General features: G+C 64.4%; 5 protein-coding genes. 2 read left to right on the top strand and 3 right to left on the bottom strand.

What is annotated here, in order from left to right:
• A partial coding sequence (locus AC2TEW_RS38485) for an IS5 family transposase (RefSeq protein WP_484627806.1) occupies positions 1-706 on the top strand: 706 nt, incomplete at its 5' end.
• Between the two features lie 45 nt (positions 707-751).
• On the opposite strand, the gene AC2TEW_RS38480 is transcribed toward AC2TEW_RS38485, so the two are convergent.
• The 3 genes from AC2TEW_RS38480 to AC2TEW_RS38470 all read right to left on the bottom strand — a co-directional run bounded on the left by AC2TEW_RS38480 (position 752) and on the right by AC2TEW_RS38470 (position 3,397).
• Positions 752-949 carry a contact-dependent growth inhibition system immunity protein gene (locus AC2TEW_RS38480; protein WP_484627660.1) on the bottom strand — a complete coding sequence of 66 codons (198 nt, stop codon included), beginning with the start codon at positions 947-949 and terminating at the stop codon, positions 752-754.
• Between the two features lie 243 nt (positions 950-1,192).
• Positions 1,193-2,917, bottom strand: coding sequence for a putative adhesin (locus AC2TEW_RS38475; protein WP_484627805.1), 1,725 nt, complete (start codon positions 2,915-2,917; stop codon positions 1,193-1,195).
• A gap of 285 nt (positions 2,918-3,202) precedes the next feature.
• Positions 3,203-3,397: a hypothetical protein gene (locus tag AC2TEW_RS38470; RefSeq protein WP_484627804.1), complete on the bottom strand. Its 195-nt coding sequence runs from the start codon at positions 3,395-3,397 to the stop codon at positions 3,203-3,205.
• 87 nt (positions 3,398-3,484) lie between these two features.
• Here AC2TEW_RS38470 and AC2TEW_RS38465 point away from each other — a divergent pair.
• The coding region (locus tag AC2TEW_RS38465; RefSeq protein ID WP_484627807.1) for a transposase family protein at positions 3,485-4,031 on the top strand (547 nt) is incomplete at its 3' end.

The raw sequence follows: 4,031 nt of genomic DNA, 5'->3' as shown, positions 1-4,031 counted from the left end.
CGTGGTGCGGACCGGGTGTGCCTGGCGGCAGCTGCCGAAGGACTTCGCGCCGTGGCCGACGGTGTACTGGTACTTCACGTGGTGGCACGACGACGGCACCGTCGAGCGCATCCACGATGCCCTGCGCGGCAAGGTCCGCGAAGCCGACGGCCGCGACGCGGAGCCGAGCGCCGGACTGATCGACTCGCAGTCCGTCCGCACCGCCGACACCGTCCCCGCTGCCACCAGGGGCTTCGACGCTGGCAAGAAAGTGAAAGGCCGCAAGCGGTTCATCGTCACCGACACCCTCGGCCTGCTCCTGGCCGTCCACGTCGTCGCGGCGGGCATCCAGGACCGCGACGGCGCGAAACGGCCCCTGCTGTGGACCAGGCTCGACCACCCCGGTGTCCGGAAGGTCTGGGCCGACCAGGGCTTCGCCGGCCGCCTGGTCGAGTGGGCCGCACAGATCCTCGGTCGCGACCTGGAGATTGTCCGCAAGGACCCCGACCAGCGCGGCTTCCAGGTCCGGCCCAAGCGGTGGGCGGTCGAGCGCACCTTCTCCTGGCTCACCGCCCACCGTCGTCCCGCCCGGGACTACGAGACCAGCCCGGCCCACTCCGAGACCATGATCCGCTGGGCGATGATCGGCATCATGGTCCGGCGACTCACCCGAGGCCGTCCTGCGATGCGTCCCGGCCCGCGACCGCTCGTTCGGCAGCCCTCGTAGACAGGCGGCCCTGGCCGCTCGCCGGCGGCAGCTGCTGTTGGCGGGCTACCGAGCCAGGAACCCCTCGACCTCGTGTTTCAGGGCTGGCGGCACCTTGGCCAGCTCCGAGACGATTACGCGGACCTCCCGCCCGAGTTCGGGGAACTCGTTCCAGACCTCTGCACTCCTGGTGAGTACGACTGCCAGCAGATCGCCTTCGTACATGTCGCCTTCTGCCAGTGGGTCGCCCCGGAGGACTTCCACCGCCAGGGGTAGGAGATAGGTAAGGCCCCACGTCCTGCCGGATCAGCAACCGCATGTCCTCGACCGTCAGGCCGCCGATCGGCTTGCGCCGAAACTCACGCACGGTCGCCATCAGCCGGGTCTCGCCGCCCGACGGGGCCGACCAGCGGTCGCGCTCAAGCCCCTCAAGAGAGCGGTCACGGTTCACAAGTCGAGTCACCGACCGATGGTCCCATGTCAGATCTCAAACGCGGTCTCACAGCTTCATTTGACGAAGTAAATAGTGCACTTCTCCGGAGCACCGATGCTCTCCCTGAACTTCTGGTCCAGTCGATCGCTTCTCTGGGCGCCACGGACAACGATTACTTCACGGCCGCGCAAGGACTTGGCACTTCGCTCGATGCGCCCCTCGGCCACAGGGAGGCCCAGCTTCCTGATCGTCCCCTTCAGTTCGGCCCCATGGAAGTCGCCGACCAGGACGACGTCACCGGCCTGCAGGAAAGAAACTCCGGATTTCCCCGCATCCTTTATTGCCCTGCGATTTGCATTACGCATCTCCTTGCTGCGCAGGCTCGCACGCAGCGCAGCTTTTTCCTGAATGGCCATGGACCCATCCAGCCATTTTCTTTCCTGGCCCAACCCATGCAGCAGTTCGGATCTCCTGACCCCATCTGCGTCATTGATTTCAGAAACTATTGCATAGGCCCTATCTCTACTGGCAGCGAGATCGCTGTCCGCATCGAGGGCGACTTTGCTGGCCTCATCCAGACTGAGGTAGTGCGCATAGTAGGCGAGGCATCCATCGCTTTCCACCAGGCCCTTCATGTTAGCGACGAAAGCCGCCTTCAAGAGCTTCGGGCGCGCATTGAGAGTGATCGCCTGATCGACCAGCGGTAGAGCATCCAGCGCCTCCTTGAGGTGGGTCGGGTCTGCAATGATGCCCCTGGCCTGCTTCTTGTACCCCTTCTTCGCGTTCTCGATCTCCGGCCCGCTATCTCCTGTCGCCGTCGAATCCACCGTGCCACGGCAGACGAGCAGGTAAATCTCCTTACAATGACCCAACTTGCCCAAGACGCCCTTGCACACGTGAGAGCCCCTGTGTCGGCATCTATTGGGCGTTCTACAGAGGGGAACGTCATCGCCCGGCAGAGGCTCCGTGCCGACAAAATGGAGCAACTCACCGTCGGGTGCAACCTGTATGTAGCGTGCGATGTCCCAGTCCGAGCTCTCAGGGCTCAGCCGATAGTTCGGGATGCTCGCCAGGAGCGAACGATTCGCGGTCGACCCCGAAACGCCCGAGTAGACCTGAACGGAAGGAGCCGTATCGGGGTTCGCCAGTGCGATGAGACTGCTGGTGGAGGAGAGCAGCGTGCCGACCCCGCAGTAGAAGTGCACTTTCATTCCCTCGGGAACGAAGGTGTTTCCGGAGCCGGCGTCCTGGCCGTGTCCTATGACCCAGGCCCGATCCACCGAGTACTCCGCTGAGCTCGACCTGAGGTTCTGCTCCAGGTGCACCAATTCTGCTGGCTGGATCTTGCGCCGCGGGCGTGACATCTCCTCCTCCGACGAAGAGCCTGAGGAAACCATCAGTTCCCTGCTCTTCTCCAGGTGTGTCATTTCCGCCTTCGGGAACACTAGCTGCGGCCATGGCTCCTCATTCGACGAGGAGTCATGCCAATGCGCTTCCACCGCTTCGCAGAACTTGCCGTAGAGCTGCCGTGCATGATTGAGGTCCTCCTCGCCCGGTTCAGTTGCGCTCGTCCGGGCAATTATTCCAATTTTGTAGAGGGGCGCCAGAATCTCCTGAGTGACATCCTCTATCCAGTCGTCGAGGCCGATGTACTCGACGTTGTACGTTTCGGCCAGCCATCCGGAGAAGGCATTCAGCCAGCCTTGATCAGAATTCGTGAACCATCCTCCGATTTTCAGGTCGTCATAACTCGTCGGAATCTTTATCCATCCGGATGGAATCCTGCTGGTCCAGGTCATCTGACCGGCTCCCTCTCCCTGTGTTTGTCCCGGCTGTTCGCCAGGTTCCTTCCCTCAGAACTGCCTGCGGGAGAGCTGAATTATCAGTCGACGACACTTCCGGTCGCCCCGGGGATCCTTGGCTCTCCAGCAAAATGTTGCGACGGGAATGGTTGAACCGGGGTTTGCCGATCCCTTCGAGTCTGTAAAAAACAGCTCTGCCACGATCGCCCCTTGACGTCCATAGGGGCATCAGCGCCGGTTCAAGGCCAGGGGCATTGCATGATCGCGGTCTGCCCGGATTGATCACGTGAGGCCGAGGATTCGCAGGGGTCGGGTGTGGTCGCGGCCGGTGTGGCGGAGGGCGGCGGCGATGTTGGTGTGGCCGTTCTGGCGGAAGATGCCGATGGCGAGGTTGCGCAGGCCGGCCATGGTGCGGGGCAGGTGGCCGGTCAGGGCTGATGCAAAGTTAGTTGATCTTGGATCGTTCCTGGTCAGCATGGGTGTCCGAAGCAGATGAAGCTCCGTTGTGGTTGATGACCTCGCGAGTCGTCCACCAGCAACGGAGCTTCGGTGCGCCAGTCTGCCATGTCCTGTCCCTGCTCGGAGTGTGGTGCCGGTGTGTCGGGCGCGCACGGTTTCCCGGAGCTGGTTGGCGCCCTGCGCGATCCGCGGAAGGCCCGGGGGCGCCGGCATCCGCTGCGCGCGGTGCTGCTGGTTGCGCTGTGTGCCATGGCCTGCAGGTTCGGCTCGTTCCGGGCGATGGGACAGTGGGCGGCCGCGGCTCCGCAGGAGACGCTGGTACGGCTGGGCCTGCCGGTGCGCGGAGTGTTCGCGCTCGCGGTGCCGCCGAGCGCGTCCACCATCGGGCGGGCGGTCGCGGCGGTGCTGCCCGGCGGCTTGGAGGCGCTGCTGCGGACCTTCCGGGAGAAGGCGGTGACGGTGGCCGTGGACGGAAAACGTCTGCGCGGATCGCGCGGCGGTGCGGCCGCCGCGGTGACCGTGCTCGGGGCGATGCTGCAGGACGGGACGCTGGTCGCGCAGCAGCGGGTCCCGGAGGGGACGAACGAGATCACCGGGTTCGCCGCCCTGCTCGCGGCCCTCGATCTGAGGAGTGCGGTGGTCACCGCGGACG

It is taken from the genome of Kitasatospora sp. NEAU-CNBT7 (genome assembly GCF_057220535.1).
Note: the sequence above shows the minus strand (reverse complement) of the source record. Positions and strands in the feature narration are given on the sequence as shown.